Origin of the sequence: Pseudoflavonifractor sp. MCC625 (genome assembly GCF_018784545.1) — a bacterium.
Lineage (GTDB): Bacteria > Bacillota > Clostridia > Oscillospirales > Oscillospiraceae > Pseudoflavonifractor_A > Pseudoflavonifractor_A gallinarum.
Map to the genome: position 1 here is coordinate 1 of NZ_WQOJ01000033.1, position 17,479 is coordinate 17,479.

10 protein-coding genes are annotated in these 17,479 nt (G+C 51.8%); all 10 read left to right on the forward strand.

Annotated features, from left to right (window positions below; all coding sequences use genetic code 11):
- The first annotated feature begins 111 nt into the window (after positions 1 to 111).
- The 10 genes from GPK94_RS11860 to GPK94_RS11905 all read left to right on the forward strand — a co-directional run bounded on the left by GPK94_RS11860 (position 112) and on the right by GPK94_RS11905 (position 17,478).
- Positions 112 to 285 carry a hypothetical protein gene (locus GPK94_RS11860; RefSeq protein WP_215655905.1) on the forward strand — a complete coding sequence of 58 codons (174 nt, stop codon included), beginning with the start codon at positions 112 to 114 and terminating at the stop codon, positions 283 to 285.
- A gap of 87 nt (positions 286 to 372) precedes the next feature.
- Positions 373 to 8,646, forward strand: coding sequence for an S-layer homology domain-containing protein (locus GPK94_RS11865; protein WP_215655906.1), 8,274 nt, complete (start codon positions 373 to 375; stop codon positions 8,644 to 8,646).
- 157 nt (positions 8,647 to 8,803) lie between these two features.
- Positions 8,804 to 9,184, forward strand: coding sequence for a hypothetical protein (locus GPK94_RS11870; protein WP_215655907.1), 381 nt, complete (start codon positions 8,804 to 8,806; stop codon positions 9,182 to 9,184).
- A complete protein-coding gene (locus GPK94_RS11875; RefSeq protein ID WP_215655908.1) occupies positions 9,181 to 11,076 on the forward strand; it encodes an S-layer homology domain-containing protein in 1,896 nt (631 codons plus the stop codon). Before GPK94_RS11870 ends, GPK94_RS11875 begins: the two co-directional genes overlap by 4 nt.
- An 11-nt stretch (positions 11,077 to 11,087) precedes the next feature.
- A complete protein-coding gene (locus GPK94_RS11880; protein WP_215655909.1) occupies positions 11,088 to 11,921 on the forward strand; it encodes a DUF4430 domain-containing protein in 834 nt (277 codons plus the stop codon).
- On the forward strand, positions 11,915 to 12,826 hold the full coding sequence (locus GPK94_RS11885) for an energy-coupling factor transporter transmembrane component T (RefSeq protein ID WP_215655910.1): 912 nt from the start codon (positions 11,915 to 11,917) through the stop codon (positions 12,824 to 12,826). The genes GPK94_RS11880 and GPK94_RS11885 overlap by 7 nt, the downstream gene beginning before the upstream one ends.
- Entirely contained in the window at positions 12,817 to 14,535 is a 1,719-nt protein-coding gene (locus GPK94_RS11890) for an ATP-binding cassette domain-containing protein (protein WP_215655911.1), read from the forward strand. The genes GPK94_RS11885 and GPK94_RS11890 overlap by 10 nt, the downstream gene beginning before the upstream one ends.
- Positions 14,502 to 15,443, forward strand: a complete 942-nt coding sequence (locus tag GPK94_RS11895; RefSeq protein ID WP_346728030.1) for an ECF transporter S component — start codon at positions 14,502 to 14,504, stop codon at positions 15,441 to 15,443. Before GPK94_RS11890 ends, GPK94_RS11895 begins: the two co-directional genes overlap by 34 nt.
- A gap of 12 nt (positions 15,444 to 15,455) precedes the next feature.
- The gene (cbiB, locus tag GPK94_RS11900) at positions 15,456 to 16,418 is read left to right on the forward strand and encodes an adenosylcobinamide-phosphate synthase CbiB (protein WP_215655913.1); all 963 of its coding nucleotides are present in this window, start codon (positions 15,456 to 15,458) and stop codon (positions 16,416 to 16,418) included.
- Between the two features lie 10 nt (positions 16,419 to 16,428).
- Positions 16,429 to 17,478 carry a threonine-phosphate decarboxylase gene (locus tag GPK94_RS11905; protein ID WP_215655914.1) on the forward strand — a complete coding sequence of 350 codons (1,050 nt, stop codon included), beginning with the start codon at positions 16,429 to 16,431 and terminating at the stop codon, positions 17,476 to 17,478.
- Position 17,479 lies beyond the last annotated feature (1 nt).

Here is a 17,479-nt window from a genome sequence, read left to right on the forward strand (position 1 = left end):
CACCGTGAGTTTTTCAAGTTTTGAACTATTATCTCATTTCTGACGGTGAGATGATAGGCGGGTGATTATTAATCACTTACCAGCAAAATAACTGTGGGGGGAGGTAGGAGCATGAAGAACGAAAAAACGTATGAAACGATGGAGATCAGCTCTCAGGAGTGGGCAGTTATCCAATCGCTGCGTGAGCTAAAGGACGGGCAATTGGTCGTCTCTGTTGAGAGCGGCAAACCGACTTGTGTTGAAACTCGAAAAAGCATTGATCTAACTCTGAAGGATATCCTTTGAATACAGAGGCTGCGAGTTGTGTTTGCGGGTAGTTTTGCTTTTTAACAATATATTTTGAGAAACAATAATAAACGGAGGAGCATGAAAATGAAGAAGAGATTACTCAGTCTGCTGCTTGTGTTTGTCATGGTCTGCGGAATGCTGCCGATGACGGCGCTGGCGAGCAATGACGATTTGACGGCACAATGCACAAACTACACGGTGAGTTTTGCTGTCAGCGGCGCCACCGTGAAGATCGGCACCGCAACGCCGAACGGCGACAACGGCACACTGGAACTGGTTGTTGCCGATGTGACCGGTACCAGCGTGACCGTAACACCTACATTCAGCAACTTCAGCGTTGCACCAATGCTTACTTTTGATTCGACATCTCTTAGTGTGAATGTCAGTACTGGCAGCGGCACGGCAACGAGCAATGTGGTCAAGAGACTGCCGAATGGTCAGCCTATGGGTGCTATGGGCAGTTGGACGATCAACGTGACCGTGGATAACGGAGACGGTGGTTCCGGCGATACACCTCCCGCTGCAGACGCTGCTGATCCAATCGACATTACCATGACATTCGCGGACGGCGGTCAGATCGTGGAGGTCGATGACCAAAAAATTTATAATGCCGAAGTGACCGTTCCCGACCTGAATGAAGATGGCAAGCTGACCATCGGCGAGGCTTTTGCGGCGTTTCATAATATGTATTATACCGGAGGTGCCGAAGCTGGCTATACGGAAACCTCCAACGAAAGCGTGACCGGCTGGGTCACCAATTTCTGGGGCAAGGGTTCGACCCGTTTCTCCTATGCCCTCAACTATGGCTGGGCTCATTCCACCCAGGATGAGATCGGTGCCGGAGATCAGTTGACCGCATACTTTGGCCAGGCCACCGATTATCTCGACTTGCTGACCTGGTTTGACGAGGAAAGCTATGTGGCAGAGGCTGGCGTGGAAAAGGAATTCTCCGTTAATGGTATTTCCATCTATAAGAGCGGGGAAACCGGCAATGCCACGGCGGTTCCTGACGGCGCCACCGTCACAGTCTATGACAACACCGGCGCGGTTGTGTCTGCGCTGACTGCCACCACCGATGAGTACGGTGAATTCAGCATCACTTTCCCTGATGAGGGAGCTTATTCCATTGTGGTTGGCGGTACCTGCAGCTATACCTGTAATGGTGCAGGCACAAGTGGTGCCCCTGTGGTACCGGCCTATTGCGAGGTCATCGTGAAGCCTGCCATGACCTTCACCACCGACTTGAGTGAAAGTGAAGTTGTCTACAAGGCAGGAGCCGACGCGGCACAGCTGAGCGTGGAAGCCGTCCGCACCGTGGAGCCTGACGCGGAAGTAAGCTATCAGTGGTACTCCAACACCACCAACAGCACGGAGAGCGGTACTGTCATTAGCGGCGAAACAAGCGCAAACTACACTCCCTCCACCGCTGCCGCCGGCACTACTTATTATTATGTGGTGGCCTCCTGCGACAATCTGAGTGCCTCCAGTAAGATCGCCAAGGTCACGGTCAAGGAAAATTCCCTCCCTGCGCTGAAGGGCGAAGCGAACAAGACCGTTTCGATTTTCAAGGGCGATTCCCATACCTGGACCATGAGCGACCTGTTTACCGACGCGGATGAAGATCCCCTTACCTGTAAGGTGCAGCTCTTCGATGCGGAAGGAAATCCTCTGGGCGGCGAGGTGACCGTTGAGAACGGCACCTACACCTATACTCCTGTTGATACTGCCGAGGGCTACCGCCTGAAGTTCTATGCCTCCGATGATGGCGGCACCATCTGGTCCGAGGCTGTTTATACCGCGGTCATCGCACTGAAGGAGAAGGTCGAGTACACCATTGTCACCGGTGATACCGATTCTCCCAACAAATACCTTTCCCGGATCACGGAGTGCGTTATTTCCGGCTCCAATGTGATCGCCGCCGAGGTGACCGATTCCGGTAAGGTCTGGAATATTACTCTGTCTGCCGACACCGACAAAACTGCTGCGCTCACCTACAATATCACAGTGGAGGGAAGCTACGCCAGCAACTGCTATGTCAGCTTCAACGGTGCTGACGGTGTAAAGGTGAGCAGCAACGCTGTTTCCTTCAGCGGCGTACCGGTTTGGGACGGGAACAATACCGCAACAGTTACTTTCCAGACCCGCTATAACAACAGAACCAATAACTCAAGCAGAATGCGCACATACACCCTCAACTTGTCCATTGACGACGGCGTGAACGATGCCCCCTATCTGAAGGGCGATGCCACCGCATCCCACGATATGCGTGTGGGCGAAACCTATTCTCTGGATCTGGGTACGGTCTTTGGCGACAAGGACAGCATGGATGTCAGCTATGCCGTGTCTGTCAATGACGCGGACGCTGTGGCTGCCGAAAAGGCTTACAGCTATGTTCCTGATGCCGCCGATACCGTGACCCTGACCTTCACGGCCAATGACGGCAGTCTGACCTCCGATACCTATACCGTTACCCTGAATGTGCGTGAGAACGCTGCGCCCACTCTGAACGGCGATGCTTCCGGCACGGGTGAAGTGTGCAAGGCTCTGACCTATACGCTGGATCTGGCCCCCCTGTTTACGGATGCGGACGGCGATGCGTTGACCTACAGCTACACCGTCAACGGCGGAGAAGCCACCGCCACCGCTGCCAGCTTCAGCTATGTCCCCGCAGAGGTCGGTCCTTATACCATTGTGTTTACGGCGACCGATGTGAAGGGGGCTGCTTCTCCCGTTTATACACTGACGCTGACTGCAACCGAAAACCCTGCACCCACCCTGAAAGGGGATAGCACAGGTGCAGCTACTGTAGATCAGTATTCCGCGTGGACGCTGAATCTCAGTACCATCTTTGCGGATAACGATGGCGACAGCCTGACCTATACCGTCAGCATCGGCGGTGCCGATGCTGTCAGCGCCGCCGCGTCGTACTCCCTGACTCCTGATACTGATGGGGTCAAGACTTTAGTTTTCCAGGCAAAGGACAAGGCCGGCAATCTGTCTCCCACCTATACCGTGACCCTGACGGTCAATTATGTGCCGAGAACGACCATCGAAACCGGCTGCGTAAAACACGCGGGCAACTATGACGGTTGGCTGGGCAAGGTTACTGTGACCGGCGCCGAAATCACCGCGTATAAGTGGCGCGGCGGCAGCGGCCACGATGAGACCAAGGATGCTTCTCACGAGCTTTATGTGATTCTGGATCCCGCCACGGCGGATAATGCCGAGCTGGACCTGACATACACATTAGGTGGCAAGAAAGTCAAGTACAGCACGACTCCTCCGGCAAATGTGACGTTGGCCAATGGCACAGCGCGAGTGGAAGTTAAGACTGTAGCAAGTTCTATTGCTTCCTGGACCACCAACCGCACCTACACCCTGCACTTTACAAACAAGGCCAATACCGTCCCCGTCGCTTCTCCTGCCACCGGTACCTTTGAAGCCTTTGTTAGCGAGAACTACGAAGTAGACCTGAGCACCATCTTCTCCGATGTCGACAGTCATCCCATGATGTACACCCTGTCCGTCAATAGCGGAGAGGTGGCCTCTGTCGACAGCACTTACAGCGAAAAGCTCGTCACCCCTGGCACCTACACTTATGTGTTCACGGCAACTGACATCTGGGGCGCCACGGCGACGTATACGGTCAACCTCACCGCCAAGATCTCTCAGGAAACCTATGATGTGACGGTCAACGTGCCAGAGGGAGTCGTCCCCACCTTCTATTACACGGAGGATGCCCAGAGCGGCACCGAGCTGACTGCTCAGGCAGCGGAAAATGTCTATACCGTGAAGGTTCCCACCAATATCAGCACCCTTTCCTGGCGTGCCGACGGTATGGGCATGAGCACAGCCGTTTCTGCTGAAAACAACAGCCTGACCCTGTACAAAACCGACTATGTGGTCAAGGCAGGTGACGATACCGATGCAGATGCCGTGGTGACCGTCAAATACGGCGAAGCCACCGCCGCTGGGAACAATAACAGTTTCCTGCTGCTCTCCGCCGGTGCCTATACCGTGTCCGCCGTTCCCAGCTCCGGCTACACCGCTGCGTGGAGAAATGTGGAGCTGACCGAACAGGCTGCCGTTGCCGGTGAGACTGCAATCAATCTGGAATACAGGGGTGTCGGCTTCACCGTACCCGACTTCGCTCAGGTATACGTCTGCGCCGCCAACACCCGTCAGGGTTACCCCACCACCGAGATCCAACCCTCCAGAATCGAAACTAACGGTACGGATGGCACCAAGGTCTGTTATTATGTGCTGAACAACGGAACTATCTATGAATACCGTGTTTTCGTGCCGGAGACCATTGAGAACAGTGATCAGTACGTCACTTACGTCGGCATGTTCAAGAAGGCAGAGAATTCCGCCTTTACCGTGACTGCAGCCCAGCTGGAGGACAGCGACAACGGTCGTAAGACCGTCGATCATGAGTTGACACCGTATAGCAGCGCCGAAACGCTGGATATGGCCAATGTTGCGGATCTGTATATGAATGTCAACGCACAGGGCTATCTGAAGCTGTCTCAGGGGCAAACCAAGGATCTGTATACTGCCCGCTCCTGGTGGGCAACCAACTGCGGCGGCTGGGCTATGAATACCTACTATTTCCTGGAGCCGGACTACACCTACACCGTCGTGGGTCTGGACGGTCAGCCCAGTACCGATGTCGTAACCATCGACGAAAACGGCAAAATCAAGGCCGTGGGTGACGGCACTGCCATCGTTCTTGTCACCTACGATGCCATGAACACGAAGATTGAAGAAGCTCTGTTCACAGAGTCCGGTCCCGAAACGCCCAGCGAGAACGGATTCTACAGTGCCATCTGGCCGGAAAACACCGGCGTGTTCGTGGTCAGCGTGGGCGCGGAGGACAGCGGCATCACCACCGGCATGACCATCAACGAGGACAAGGGCACCCCCGGCAAGTATGCCGGTAAGAATGTGGACGCGGAGCACGATGTGATCTACTTCCTCGGCAGTCAGGGCGAATATACTTTTACCCCCGGCACAGAAGGTGTTACCGTTTCTGTGGCCAATCCCGCTATCAGCAACAATGTACTCAGCTTTAACGGATTTGTTGAACTGACCGCCAATACGGACGGCTCTGTGACCGTGCCTCTGACTGCCGGACGAAACATCGTCAAGGTGGAAAAGGACGGCAAGGCTGAGTATCAGGTCATCACTGCCAAGAGCGTCAGCGTGACCGTCAACGGTAAGCCCTTTGCTGAGGCTACTGTAGCACCTGGAGATACCGTAACTGTCGTGTTTGATACCCTTTATAACCCTGTTAATCGTCTGGCTCTTTACAACACCGGCGCTGCGGTAGTTTACTCCGATGTCAGCGGCTATCCCGGCAAGACAGCAGGAAACTATAATGGGGGCATGGGCTTCTACTTCTTTGCTTCTAACGCCCCCCACCAGACTGTGGCGAACTTCAATCAGGTTGGCAATGACGGTTCTTCCTACGGAAACTATGCTGTCAATTTGGGTGCGACCCTGACGGTTCCCCAAGATTTCAATGAGGCTTACTTTACGTTGACTGACGGAGCGTTTTATGTCAGCGGCTTCTCCAAGTTCACCTTCGGTCAGCATCGCGAGGTGATGGGGCAGGCACCCAACTCCAGTGGCGGTTCCAGCAACATCTATTCCTACTTTGGTCGGCTGCCCGACATTTCCATCCCCGCCGCAACGCTGGAGAGCATTGAAGTAACTTCCCAACCCACAAAAACGACCTACAATATCGGCGACGTATTTGATCCTGCCGGCATGGTGGTCACCGGAACCTACAGCAACAGCGCCGGCCGGTTTACGCAGGCCGTTGCTGGTTACACATTTGACACCAATGCCTTTACCGAGGTTGGCGAAAAGGTTCTGACGATTACTTATGAGGGCAAGACGACCACCCTTACCGTGACCGTTGAGGATGTAACTCTGGAAAAGATCGAAGTTACTACCCCTCCCACCAAGACCACCTACATCGTCGGCGACAGCTTCGATCCTGCCGGCATGCTCGTCACGGCGACCTACAGTGATGAAAGCACCGAAGATGTGACTGCACAGGTTAGCTGCACTCCTGCCACGTTTGAAGAAGCAGGACAGCAGACCGTTACCGTCAGTTACGGCAGCAAAACGACCACCCTTACCGTGACCGTTGAAAATCCTGCGCTGGAAAAGATTGAGGTTACTACTGATCCGGCAAAGACCTCTTATACCGTCGGCGACAGCTTCAATCCCGCCGGCATGGTCGTCACGGCAACCTACAGCAATCATACCACCAAAGCCGTCACCGGCTACACCTATGACACCGCGGCCTTTGCGGAAGCAGGAGATAAGACCGTTATCATTAGCTATACAGAAGACGGCGTGACCAAGACCGCCACCATAGTTGTTACCGTCACCGCTTCCGGTTCTGGTTCCGGTGGAACGCAGAAGCCCACCTACGATTCCATCACCGTCTACATGACATTTGTTGACGAGGGTAACATCATGGTCTACGGTGACTCTGTAACCGTCTACGACGAAGACGAGGATGGTCAGTACACCATCGGCAACGCGTTTGCGGCATTGCACCGGGACTATTACTCCGGCGGTGAGAACGGATATGCAGAAGTATCTAATGCGAATGTGACCGGATGGGTCAGCAAGTTCTGGGGTGAGCGAACCACCACATTTAGCTATCTGCGAAACTACAGCTGGGTTTCTTCTACCAAGCAGACTATTCGAGAAGGCGACACCATTTCTGCCTTTAACGGGGAAGACTCGGTTTCGTATTCTGACTTGTTTACATGGTTTGATAGCGATAGTTATTCCGCCTCCACTGGCACCGAAAAAACCTTTACCGTTCATGGTATCAATGTTATGGGCAGTGGCCCGTCCGGCGATTTGCTTGCTGCTCCCAATGGTGCGACTGTAAAGGTCTATAAGGGCGGCAAGGCTCTTAGTGAGTTGGCAACTACAGTGGATGAAAACGGACGGTTTGCCGTTACCTTCCCCGAAGCAGGTACCTATACCATCAAGGTTTCCGGCACGGCCTACTATGGCAGCTATTCTTACAGCGGCGCACCTGTGGTTCCTTCACAGTGTACAGTTTATGTGAGTGGAACTGGCACGGGTACAGGCACCGGGACAGGTGCTGGAACCGAAACAGGCACCGGCACAACTGTATCTGTTTCCGGTGATGACCACACCATTCATGTCGATGCAACCGTCGAAGGAGCCAAGGCTACTATCGACGAAGTGGATCCGTCTGATCTGAACAAAGTTGTCGGCAATCACGTGAATACCGGAACCGTGACCATTGACTTCTCCGGTCTGGAAAGCGAAGAGGCCATCACTACCGTTGAGATCCCCGCCGCAGCCATTAAGCAGATCGCAGAAGCTGTGAATGACCCTAAAAATGATGCACACAGTCTGGAGATCGTCCTCTCTGATGGTGCTTCCATCGAGTTCGACGCTGCCGCTCTGAAGGAAAAAGCATCTCAGGCCAAGGGCGCAGATATCACCGTCTCCATCGTAAGCTCTGACGAAGCCAAACTCAGCAGCAAGCAGACTCAGGCTGTTGGCAAGCGTCCCGCCTACGACATCAACGTTACCTCCGGCGGTAAGTACATCAGCGATATGGGCGGCAAGATCACTGTCCACGCTCCTTATGTGCTGAAGGGCGACGAAAAGGCCCGTGGCATCGTTGTCTATTATGTGGATGACAACGGCAACAAGGAGCGTTGCGAGACCAGCTACGATCCCATCAAGAAACGCGTCAACTGGAAGACCGATCACCTGTCCCTGTACATGATCGGCTACGACGAGACTCTGGTAAACAATCCCTTTATCGATGTCACAGAGACAGCCTATTACTTCGATGCAGTTCTGTGGGCAGTTGACGAAGGTATCACCAACGGCACTTCCGCCACCACCTTCAGCCCCGACGCTTCCTGCACCCGTGCTCAGATGGTGACCTTCCTGTGGCGTGCTGCCGGTAGCCCCAAGGCTACTGCTACCACCTGCGTCTTCACTGATGTGGATAAGGATGCCTACTACTACGAGGCTCTGCTCTGGGCTATTGAAACGAAACTCACCAACGGTACCAGCGCAACTACCTTCAGCCCGGATGCGATCTGTACCCGCGGACAGATGGCGACCTTCCTGTATCGCAACGCTAAGACTCCCGTTGTAACCGGCACTCACGCTTTTACCGACGTGAAGGTTGATGCTTACTACAATGACGCTGTCATCTGGGCAGCTGCAGAGGGTATTACTGTAGGCACCTCCGCAACCACCTTCAGTCCCGATGCAGACTGCACTCGCGGTCAGATGGTGACCTTCCTCTACCGCTATCTTGGTGAGGACAAGTAATTCCAAGAGTGTAAGACGATGAAATTTCGTCGCGGGCTTACCCCCGCCGTATAGCCGGCAAACAAATATCGCCATATCCTGGGTGAGGAACGGCGCCGAATTTTTTCGGGGGTCTCCTCAATCGTCGAGGAGACCCCTGTTTTTTGGAGGAAACAGTATGACTGATAACTCTCGCGCCGATGTCGAAAAACTTCGTATGCAACTTAAGCGAGATGCAGAGAAAGCGAAGACTGCTCCTGAGTTTGCTCAGCGGCAGGAGTGGATCAATCCTCAGCTATGGAGCCAATACATGGGAACGCAGGGAAAACTGCTGTATCAAAGCTTTTCCGATGAAGAACTTCTGGATATTATACGACAGGAAACGGCTGTGCTGGGCCGCATCCCTGCACAGCGCGAAGTGTTTTGCGTGTATAGAGAATACATTCGCCGCAGATTCGGAAATTGGATCAAAGCCCTTCGGGCCGCAGGACTGAAGGAGGAAAAAGTCAAGCCAGCTATTTGCGCAAATCAAAAAGATGTGCGAGGAGGAGTAATATGAGCAGAATTAAGAAGACGGTGACTATGCTGGTCGCTGTGATGTTGATGGTCAGCATCTCGGTATCGGCAACGGCAGCCGACTGGCCGCAGTTTTTGGGTGATCCAGCCACACAGGGTGTCTCTAATGGAGATGGTGCGGTTTCTGGAACAGATTTGACTCTTCGCTGGGATAAAAATACCGGCAGCACTTGGCAGGATGTCCCCGGAACTCCCATTGTTGTTGACGGTTGTGTCTATTATTACAGTTCACAGTATTTACGAAAGGTAGATCTGGCAACAGGAAAAGAACTGGCCACAGCACCGGTGTACGGCTTGCCCGTCAATCAATTCTTTATCAATATCGCTTACGGAGAAGGCAAGATTTTTGTGCCGTGTCAGACGGACAATCTGGATGACGGCGTGGAGATCAAAGGCTGTTTCCTGCGTGTCTATGATGCAAAAACTCTGGAGCAGCTCTATGTAACAGAGTCTCTGGGCAGCGGCCAGCCTCAGTCCCCGGTTATGTACCATGACGGTTATTTTGTCACTGGCATCTATGGACGCAATGGAATTTATGCCGGATTTACCGCAGAAGACGAAGACCCGTCCCGCTGCGATGAGGTCAAACCTGTTAGATGGACAGTTGATCCTGACAGCAAATATGGCTTCAGCTTCAACGGAGCGGCTTTTGTGGGAGACTATTGCTACTTTGGCTGCGACAACATTCTTTATGTGGTGGACTATAAGACCGGTGAGGCCAGCTCCTTTGATATTGGCACCGGTTATGCGATTCGTTCCTCCATCAGTTATAGCAGTGAAACAAAGCGCTTGTATGTGGCTTCCAACCATTCGGAATATCACGCTGCAGTATTTTCCTACGAATTGAAAGTAGACGGAATGCCCAACACATCCACGGTGTGCAAGTGGATATCCGATGTGCCCAACGGCGGGACGCAATCTACTCCGGTCGTGTACAAAGGCAGACTTTATCTTGGTGGCGGCGGACACACGATGGGTTCCAACGAACCGTTTCATGTGCTGGATGCGATCACATTGAAAGAGATCTATTCCGTGCCAATTTTGAGCAAAGGCAGTGCCGGAATTTCCACAGCCTATGCTACAGAAGAAAATGGCTGGAAGGTATACATTTACATGGTCCCTTTTGCTCCCAACGCAAAGGGAACTTCCGAGATGTGGATCATTTCCGACAGCCAGGGGCAAACCAAAGCAAGCTATGAAATCGTGGATAATATCGGGCAGAGCCAGTATTGCTCCCAGAGTGTGATCGTGGCTTCGGACGGCTCTCTTATTTGGTATAACGATGCGGGTCGTGTTTATTGTTATGAAAACAGCAAAGGGATTTTCGATGATACCAAAAATCATTGGGCAAAGGAAAGCGTTGCGTATCTTGCCCGACGGGGTGTTGTGAACGGGATCGGCAACAATCTCTTTAACCCCCAGGGTACCATTACTCGTGGGCAATTTGCACAGATTCTGGCCAATATGTCCGGCGATGATTTCTCTGGCTGTACCACCAACGCATTCAGCGATGTGAGCACGCAGTGGTTTGCTCACGCAGTTGCATGGGCAGTTGAAAATAGTGTTGTGGACACCGACGAAAGCACATACAGACCGGATGAGCCGATCACCCGCGAAGATATGGCGCTCATGCTCTATCGTTATGCCACAAAGGTTGCGGGATCTCAGCTTCCTGCGATAAAGGATACCATTACATTCACTGACGCACAGAGTATTGATGCAAAGACGATTGAAGCCGTGACCGCTATGCAGCGCGGCGGAATTATTAATGGTATTGCAGACGGCAACGGTTTTTGTTTTGCACCCCAAAAGCAAGCCACCCGTGCAGAAGCCTCGGCAATGATCGCCCGCTTCTACGAAGCATTGAACAGATAGGATCGAATGCAATGAAGAAAAAACAGATACGAGCAATTGTCATTTCGATGTTGGTTTTGCTGCTGATTGGAACGGCAGTATTGCGCATTAACATCGAGCCTGTCGAACAAACTCCGGGTTTGCCGGCGATTTCGGAGCCATTGGCAAATGCGGATGGGCCTGCAGATGCCCATTCCGTCCCCGATACGTCCGGAGAGAAGTCCACTGTTCCACTACAAAGTGACCCGGCGCCTGAAACGGACAAACAGGAGCAGGCATCTGATTCCGGGAACACTACCGATTCATCTCCGACAGACAAGCCACAGGCAACGGAACCTCCTGTGACAACTACAGAAACGCCACCAGCGGAAACCAATTCAACGGAACCTCCTTCACCTGTTACGGACGAGCCGGAGCAGGAACTTGCACCAACCGAAACACCTGCTCTTGAAGTGGAACGTCACATATGTACCATTGAGATCCGCTGCGATACCGTTGTAGATACGTCTAAACTGGAAAATCAGGCGGTGGCTCCGTATGTCCCTGCCAGTGGTGTTATTCTTGTCACCACCGAAATGGAGTTCTCTCCCGGTGAAAGTGTCTTCGATGTGCTTTTGCGGGCTACCAGAGATAGCAACATCCATATGGAGTTCCGGGATGACAGCCTTTACAGCGGGAAATATATCGAGGGAATCAACTATTTATATGAAATGGATGGTGGACCTTTGAGCGGCTGGATGTATAAGGTGAACGGACAATTCCCCAACTATGGCTGCGCTGCTTACAAGGTAAATGACGGCGATGCGATCGTTTGGATGTACACCTGCGATCTGGGTATGGATGTAGGAGATAACTCTACATGGTAAATCGGAAAGCAGAGATGTTTCGGCTTGGACTCGGAGAAAGTGCCGCTTTTTATCGCAGCCACCCGCTTTTGAATTTTGTCTACTTTGCTATGATCGTTGGCATGACTATGTTTTCCAATCATCCGGCGTTTCTTCTATCCTCCTTTATCATGGCTTGGGTTTATTCTGTTCTGCTGCGTGGTGTGAAAGCAATTCGCTTTAACTGCATGATTTTGCTGCCAACTATGATCCTTACCGTGCTGCTCAACACACTAAATGTCCATAACGGCGTCACAGTTCTTTTTTACCTTAATGGCAACCGCATTACGCTTGAAGCAATTATCTATGGCTGCGCTACGGCTCTGATGTTGAGCAGCGTTATGATTTGGTTTAGCTGTTTTGGCACCATTGTAACGGCAGACAAATTTATTTACTTGTTTGGCCGAATCGCTCCTGTAATAGCACTTACATTATCCATGATCCTGCGGTTCATTCCGCTGTTAAAAAATCGTTTTCGTGAGATCTCAGCGGCTCAGCGTTGCATGGGGCGAGGTGGCAAAGACATTGGACTGATCGCCCGTATTCGTCAACTCGGCAAAGAAGTATCCATTTTGATCGCATGGTCACTGGAAGCTTCCATTGAGAGTGCTGACTCCATGGAAGCCAGAGGCTATGGGCTTCGTGGACGGACAAGTTTCCATCTGTTTCGTTTGGCCAGTACGGAGCGGTGGATATTGGTTGCCATGATATTTTTAGGTGGCATCTGCATTGCTGTCTGTGCGTTAGGCCATACGAATATTTATTACTATCCGACTATATTGCTCCCGCCCATTTCTTTGGAACAGGCCGCCTGCCTCGGTGCATTTTGGCTGTTGATGTTTTCTGCGGTAGCAATCGACATAAGAGGTATGCGACAATGGAACTGATTACCTGCAAGCATTTAAGTTTTACATATCCGGGTTGTGAGGCCCCCGCACTGCGGGACATCAGTTTCTCCGTTAAACGCTCGGAATTTGTAGTTCTCTGCGGAAAGTCCGGTTGCGGAAAAAGCACCCTGCTTCGGCATTTGAAAAAGAACCTGATGCCTTACGGCAGACTGGAAGGAAGCATCTTGTATCAAGGGCAGGAGGTGGAGGATCTTCCAAAACGGTTGTGTGCATCTGAAATAGGCTTTGTCCAGCAAAATCCGGATAACCAGATTGTAACAGACAAGGTTTGGCATGAGTTGGCTTTTGGGCTGGAGAGTCTTGGCCTGGATAATTTGACCATCAAGCGCCGTGTGGCTGAAATGGCCAGCTTTTTCGGAATTCAAACATGGTTCCGAAAAAATGTCAGTGAATTATCCGGCGGTCAGAAGCAGCTTCTAAATTTAGCCTCCATCATGGCAATGAAGCCTAAACTGCTGGTACTCGATGAACCTACCAGTCAGCTGGACCCAATCGCGGCATCTGAATTTCTCGCAACACTGAAAAAGATAAACACTGAACTTGGCACTACTATTCTCATTTCTGAGCATCGGCTGGAAGAGTTGTTTCCACTGGCAGATCGAATACTTGTGATGGATAGCGGTCGCCTTGTGATCGACGATGATCCTCGTACTGCAGCACGCAGGATGTCTGGCGGCGAATGCGCGGATATGTTTTACGGGTTGCCGTCTGTAGTCAAAATCGCATGCTCTAATGGCTTGCAGGATGATTGTCCACTCACTGTTCGTGAGGGGCGTTTGTGGCTGGAAGAACGTCTGGGTGAACCGGTAGCAGAGTATTCCGAGGAAAAGCATCGCTCTTTTCTGCCCAAGACGGGCTTTAAAGGCCGCGAGAAACACACAGAAACTCCCGCTGTTTCTATCAAAGAGGTTTGGTTCCGGTACGATCGGAGTGGTGCTGATATTTTGCGCGGCGTAAATCTGGAAGTAAAGCAGGGCGAGTTTTGTGCCATTCTGGGTGGTAACGGCGTTGGAAAAACCACCACGCTGAAAGTGCTGACAAAGAGCGTAAAAGCAGACAGGGGCAGCATAGAGATAGGTGGTCGGAAGCTGGAAAAACTATCCGACAAAGAGTTGTTCCATCACGGCTTATCTTTTATGCCGCAGAATCCACAGGCACTTTTTACTGAGATCACGGTACACGAGGAACTGCTGGAAGCTCTTTGTCACGAAAAGCTGTCAGAGACAGAAAAAGATCGTCTGGTAGGCGGAATGCTCCGGCAGATGGAATTGAGTCACCTGAAGGAAGCGCACCCATACGACCTTTCCGGCGGCGAACAACAGCGGCTGGCGCTTGGCAAGCTGCTCCTTCTGGAACCGAAGATCCTGCTGCTGGATGAGCCGACAAAAGGACTTGACCCCTTTTTCAAGCGGACTCTGGCTGAAATCTTTCGGCGGCTCTGTGCGCAGGGTGTCACCATTCTCATGGTCACCCATGACATTGAATTCTGCGCGACTTATGCAGACCGATGCGCCCTCTTTTTTGATGGCGAGATCGTCTCCTGTGACACCCCAAAAGCATTTTTTGCCGGAAACAATTTTTACACGACCTCCGCAAACCGCTTGGCCGGTGCGTGGTTCCCGGATGCGATTACATGGGAGGAGGTGGCAAAACAGTGCGAAGAAGCTATGACGAAAGTCAAATCGTAGCCGCCCAACGGAAACGAACAAAGGTATCTGCGGCACTGATATTCTTTGCCATTCCTGTTGTGATTGCGCTTGGGATCGTTCTGTTCAACGACCGCAACTACATGGTAATCAGTCTGGTGATCCTGGCGCTGACAATGGCCCCTTTCTTTATGGTTTTTGAACGGCGAAAACCGAAGGCCAGAGAGATCGTGCTGATCGCTCTCATGTGTGCGCTTACCGTATGCGCACAGTTGATTTGCGGTGTTACGGTTCCCCTTCGTGCCGGTACTGCCATCATCATCGCCTGTGGCATTGCTCTTGGCCCGGAAGCTGGTTTTTTGATTGGGGCTTTAGCTCGTTTCGTTCTGAATTTTTACGCCGGGCAGGGGCCTTGGAGTCCCTGGCAGATGTTCTGTTGGGGTATTCTGGGATTTTTGGCAGGTCAGGCCTTTAACCGCGCTAATTTGGAGAAGAAAAAATCCCGAAATTTCAGCGTTGTCATGGGTCCTGTTCTCTGCGTGCTTTTTATGGGAGTGGTGGCCTATCTGACATATGTCCTTTTCCCTCCAGCTGATGGCAAGACCTTCTGGGGATGGCGGCTCTATGTTTTTGGGGCGATTGGGCTGCTGCTCGGTGTTTTAGTCCAGCGCAAGCGGCTTCCTGTGGATGATGTTACCTTGTCCGTATTTACTTTCTTTACGACCTTCATCATCTACGGAGGAGCTATGAATATCTTCACGATGATCAGCGCAGCCAGCATTCCCGGCAACCCGGAAATCAGTTGGGACGCATTGAAAATTTACTACATTTCCGGTGTTCCTTACGACTTCGCACACGCCGGAACAGCAGCGATCTTCAATTTCATTTTTGGGGAAAAGCTGATCCAAAAGCTGGAACGCATCAAGCTCAAATACGGTATTTATCGCTGAAAGGAACCGAATATGCAAATCATAGCAGTAAGTTGTATCGGATTTATCATGGACTGCATCTTGGGGGACCCGGTATGGCTGCCGCATCCGGTATGCCTGATCGGATGGTGGATATCAAGGCTTGAGCAATATTTGCGGCGGCTATTTCCCCAAACGCCCAAGGGAGAGCGGGCGGCTGGGGCCGTGATGGTAGTCCTTGTCTTGCTGCTCACTGGTGGAGTTTCCGCTGCGGTGTTGTGGGGCAGCACCAGAATCAGCCCCCAGTTGTGTATCGTTGTTGCGAGCATAATGTGCTGGCAAACCGTTGCCGCTAAATGCCTAAAGTCCGAAGCGATGAAGGTACAGCAGGCTTTGGAAAAGAATGACCTACCGGGAGCTCGTCAGCGGATCTCCATGCTGGTAGGACGTGATACGCAGCAGTTGGAGCATACACAGGTGGCTAAAGCAGCTGTTGAGACCGTGGCTGAGAACACCAGCGACGGTGTAGTGGCTCCGCTGTTCTGGACTATGCTTTGTGGCCCAGTGGGCGGCATGCTATATAAAGCCATCAACACCATGGATTCCATGGTAGGATATAAAAATGACCGCTACCAATATTTCGGAACATGGGCTGCCAGATTGGATGACCTTGTCAACTGGCTGCCCGCCAGACTGACTGCTCTGGCAATGATCGCCGCAGCCTTCGTGCTCCGGTTGGACGGAAACGGCGCATGGCGGATTTGGCGCAGGGACAGGCGAAAGCACGCCTCTCCCAATTCCGCACACCCTGAATCGGCCTGTGCCGGTGCGTTGCAGATTCAGTTGGCTGGAAATGCCAGCTACTTCGGTAAAGTTTATGAAAAACCGTATATCGGCGATCCCATTCGCCCTATTGAACCAGGCGACATCAACAGAAGCTGTCGTTTGATGTACGCTGCCAGTCTGTTTGCGTTAGCTGTGTTTACAGTTATACGGTTTATCCTGATAGCATTGTGAGGCGATACAAATGATTTTTGAGAAAACTGGTCATGGCGGAGATATCTACGGCATACCGATTCGCCTTGATTTCTCTGTAAATATCAATCCGTTGGGCACTCCCGAAACCGTACGCAGGGCTGTGATAAATGCTGCAAGCAGAATTTATCAGTATCCAGACCCTTGCTGCCGCAAGTTGGTGAGAAAAATTGCAGAATATGAGGGTGTTGCAGAATCCAATATCATGTGTGGATGTGGAGCGGCGGAACTGATTTTTTCCTTTTGCGCCGCCGTCCGCCCGCAAAAAGCACTGGAACTTGCACCTACTTTCTCCGAATATTCTATGGCATTAGACAGTGTGGACTGCAAAACAGACCGCTACATATTAAAACAGGAGGACGGTTTTGCGCTTACGAAGAGTTTTCTGTCTGCTATAGAGGAAAAATGCTGGGATGCCGTGTTTCTCTGCAACCCCAACAATCCAACCGGACGGCTGATCTCACCGGAACTGTTGGAGAAAATATGCCGTATTTGCGCCGAAACAAAAACCAGACTTTTTTTGGACGAGTGTTTTTTGGACCTTTCCTCCGGTGGAAAAAACGGCATGAAGCACTTCATTGAACAGTTCCCGGACCTGTTTGTGTTAAAGGCATTCACCAAGAACTATGGCATGGCTGGCCTTCGTTTGGGATATTGTCTCTGTTCGGACAAGATGCTTCTGCAGCGGATGAGCAAGGTCGTACAGGTATGGAATGTATCGCTCCCTGCACAGGAGGCTGGAATCGCCGCATTGGAGGAATCTGCTTTTTTAGAACAGGCGAAGGCAATCATTTTCCATGAACGGGTTTTTCTGGATCGCGAATTGCGTGCATTAGGCTTTTGGGTATGTCCTACAGAGGCAAATTACATCCTGTTTCATAGTGGCAAACCCCTTGGAGACGCTTTGCTGGAGCAAGGGATTCTGATTCGGGACTGCGCCAATTATCACGGTTTGGGAAAAGGATGGTACCGTATTGCTGTCAAGCGACATGAGGAAAATGAGGTGCTTGTATCAGCCCTGCGGCATATTATGGGGGCTTGAG

What these genes read in the sequence shown, in the direction of transcription:
- GPK94_RS11860 (WP_215655905.1), top strand. Translation starts at nt 112, where the DNA reads ATGAAGAACGAAAAAACGTATGAAACGATGGAGATCAGCTCTCAGGAG.
- GPK94_RS11865 (WP_215655906.1), top strand. Translation starts at nt 373, where the DNA reads ATGAAGAAGAGATTACTCAGTCTGCTGCTTGTGTTTGTCATGGTCTGC.
- GPK94_RS11870 (WP_215655907.1), top strand. Translation starts at nt 8,804, where the DNA reads ATGACTGATAACTCTCGCGCCGATGTCGAAAAACTTCGTATGCAACTT.
- GPK94_RS11875 (WP_215655908.1), top strand. Translation starts at nt 9,181, where the DNA reads ATGAGCAGAATTAAGAAGACGGTGACTATGCTGGTCGCTGTGATGTTG.
- GPK94_RS11880 (WP_215655909.1), top strand. Translation starts at nt 11,088, where the DNA reads ATGAAGAAAAAACAGATACGAGCAATTGTCATTTCGATGTTGGTTTTG.
- GPK94_RS11885 (WP_215655910.1), top strand. Translation starts at nt 11,915, where the DNA reads ATGGTAAATCGGAAAGCAGAGATGTTTCGGCTTGGACTCGGAGAAAGT.
- GPK94_RS11890 (WP_215655911.1), top strand. Translation starts at nt 12,817, where the DNA reads ATGGAACTGATTACCTGCAAGCATTTAAGTTTTACATATCCGGGTTGT.
- cbiB (WP_215655913.1), top strand. Translation starts at nt 15,456, where the DNA reads ATGCAAATCATAGCAGTAAGTTGTATCGGATTTATCATGGACTGCATC.
- GPK94_RS11905 (WP_215655914.1), top strand. Translation starts at nt 16,429, where the DNA reads ATGATTTTTGAGAAAACTGGTCATGGCGGAGATATCTACGGCATACCG.